Below are 2564 nucleotides of genomic sequence, written 5' to 3'. Positions count from 1 at the left end.
GTCCCGCAGCTGGCCGAGCGCATGGAACAGTCGCTGGACCAGCTGATGGCCGCGCTCGGCGGCTGCGAGCGCATTGCCAACACGCCGCTGCCCTTCACCTATTCGGTGATCCTGCACCGCAGCGTCTACGGCTACTGCATGCTGCTGCCGTTTGGCCTGGTCGACACCATCGGCTGGATGACGCCGCTGGTGGTGGCCTTTGTCTCGTACACCTTCTTCGCGCTGGAGGCGCTGAGCGACGAGATCGAACAGCCCTTCGGCCTGATGCCCAACGACCTGGCGCTGGACGCCCTGGCCGCCGGCATCGAAGCCAGCCTGCGGGAGATGCTGGGGGAAGTACCGCCGCCGCTGCCGCTGCCCGACGCCGACTACCAGCTGCGCTGAAAAAGCTTCAGCGGCCCGCGGGCTGCGGGCCGGGGTGCAGGCCCTGGCGCAGCACCTCGCCCATGCCCTGGCTGGGCAGCGGGTGGCTGAACAGGAAGCCCTGGTATTCGTTGCAGGCCAGCTCGTCCAGGCTGGCCTGCTGGCCTTCGGTCTCCACGCCTTCGGCGGTGACCTGGATGTTCAGCGTGCCGGCCAGCGCGACGATGGCCGCGGCAATCGCCGCGTCCTCGCTGTTGTGCGCAATGCCGCTGACGAAGCTGCGGTCGATCTTCAGCTTGGTGGCCGGGAAACGCTTCAGGTGGCTGAGGCTGGAAAAGCCGGTGCCGAAGTCGTCGATGGCAATGCCGAAGCCCAACGCGCGCAGCTCGCCCATCAGCGTGGCGGCGCGCTCGGGGTCGCTCATCAGCATGCTCTCGGTCAGTTCCAGCTCGATGTGGGCCGGGTTCACGCCGGCTTCGAGCGCAATGTCGCGCACCTGGGCCACGAAGTCGGCCTGGCGGAACTGGCGCGCCGAGACGTTGATGCCCATCACCCCGGGCTGCAGGCCTTCGAGGCGCCAGGCAGTGTGCTGTGCGCAGGCCGTGCGCAGCACCCAGGCGCCCAGCGGCAGGATCATGCCGGTCTCTTCGGCCACCGGAATGAAGTCGCACGGCCCCACGGCGCCCAGCTCGGGGCTGTGCCAGCGCAGCAAGGCTTCCATGCCGACCGGCTGCTTGCTCCGGGCCGAGACACGCACCTGGTAGTGCAGCGTGAACTCGTTGCGCTCGATGGCGTGCCGCAGCGCGTGTTCGATCGCCAGCTTGCTGCGCGCCGAATGGCCCATGCGCTCGGAGTGGAACTGGAAGCCGTTGCGGCCCTCGGCCTTGGCGTGGTACATCGCGAAATCGGCCTGCCGCATCAGCTCGCCAATGTCGGCGCTGTCGCGCGGCGCAATGGCAATGCCCAGGCTCAGCGTGCAGTACAGCTCGGCCGTGCCCACCTGCAGCGGCAGCCGGAATCCTTCGACCAGCTTGGCGGCGATGGTGGCCACGTCTTGGACCTGCTCGATGTCTTCGAGGATCACGGTGAACTCGTCGCCCCCGATGCGCGAGACCACGTCGGTCTGGCGCAGCAGCGCGGTCATGCGCTGCGCCACCTCCTGCAGCACCCGGTCGCCCACTTCATGCCCCAGCGAATCGTTGATGGACTTGAAGCGGTCCAGGTCGACAAAGATCAGCGCCACCAGCTTGCCGGTGCGGGTGCCGCGCTGCATCGCATGCGCCAGCCGGTTCAGGAACAGGCTGCGGTTGGGCAGGCCGGTCAGCGGGTCGAAGCGCGCCATCTGTTCGAGCTGGCGTGCCATGCGCAGCCGCTCGGCCAGCTCGCCATCCAGCCGCTGGTTGGCTTCCTGCAGCAGAGCGGTGCGCTCCTGCACGCGCTGCTCCAGCCCGTCGTGCGCCGCCTGCAGCTGCTGCTGCGCAAGCTGGCGCTCGGTCATTTCCTGCTGCACCGCAGCTTGCGAGCGGGCCAGGTGGTCCACCATGCGGTCGAACGAACGCGCCAGGTCGCCGACCTCGTCCTGCGTGTACTCGCCAATCTTCGCGCTGTGCTGGCCGCTGGCCAATGCCGCGGTGGCGGCTTGCAGCCGGGCGATGGGCCGCAGGATGCGGCGCGCTCCCCAGGCAGAGGCCCACAGCAGCAGCAGGCCGACGGGCAGGGCGAGCAGCAGCAGCGTGTGTGCCGCGCCGTCGGCGACACCCGCCATCTCGTCCAGCAGCGAGGTGTATTCGAGCACCAGCGCGCCTACGCTGGCACCGTTCGCGGACTTCAGCGCGACGACGGTCTGGTGGCGGCCCGGTTCACCGGCCTTGCCGGGTTCGACGAAGTAGCGCGGCTGGCCGTCATGCAAGGTGGCGGCCACCGCGGCGCCCATGTCGCCTGCCAGCGTGTGGCCGATGTCCTTGTGGTCCGCGTCGGCCACGATGCGCAGGTTCGCGTCCACCAGTTCGAGGTCACGCCGCCCCTCGCTGTGGATGAAGTCGACCAGCTGCTGGGCGGCAAGTACGGACAGCGGCGTGTCGCCTGGCAGCTGGGCATGGCTGGCCTGCTGGATCTGCAGCGCCAGCGAGGACGCCACGTGCGCGGCCAGCAGCTGGGCCGCGTCGGCCGAGGCGCCATGCAGCCGCACGATGCTGAGCACC

General features: G+C 69.2%; 1 protein-coding gene and 1 pseudogene. One reads left to right on the top strand and one right to left on the bottom strand.

What is annotated here, in order from left to right:
- Positions 1-384 (top strand): annotated as a pseudogene (locus FKP22_RS26915) (hypothetical protein); the annotation flags it as partial.
- Positions 385-391: 7 nt separating this feature from the next.
- On the opposite strand, the gene FKP22_RS26910 reads toward FKP22_RS26915, so the two are convergent.
- A partial coding sequence (locus FKP22_RS26910; protein WP_141291032.1) for a putative bifunctional diguanylate cyclase/phosphodiesterase occupies positions 392-2564 on the bottom strand: 2173 nt, incomplete at its 5' end.

The organism is Ideonella azotifigens, from assembly GCF_006519715.1.
Taxonomy (GTDB): domain Bacteria; phylum Pseudomonadota; class Gammaproteobacteria; order Burkholderiales; family Burkholderiaceae_C; genus Ideonella; species Ideonella azotifigens.
This window is presented reverse-complemented; position numbering and strand designations above follow the sequence as displayed.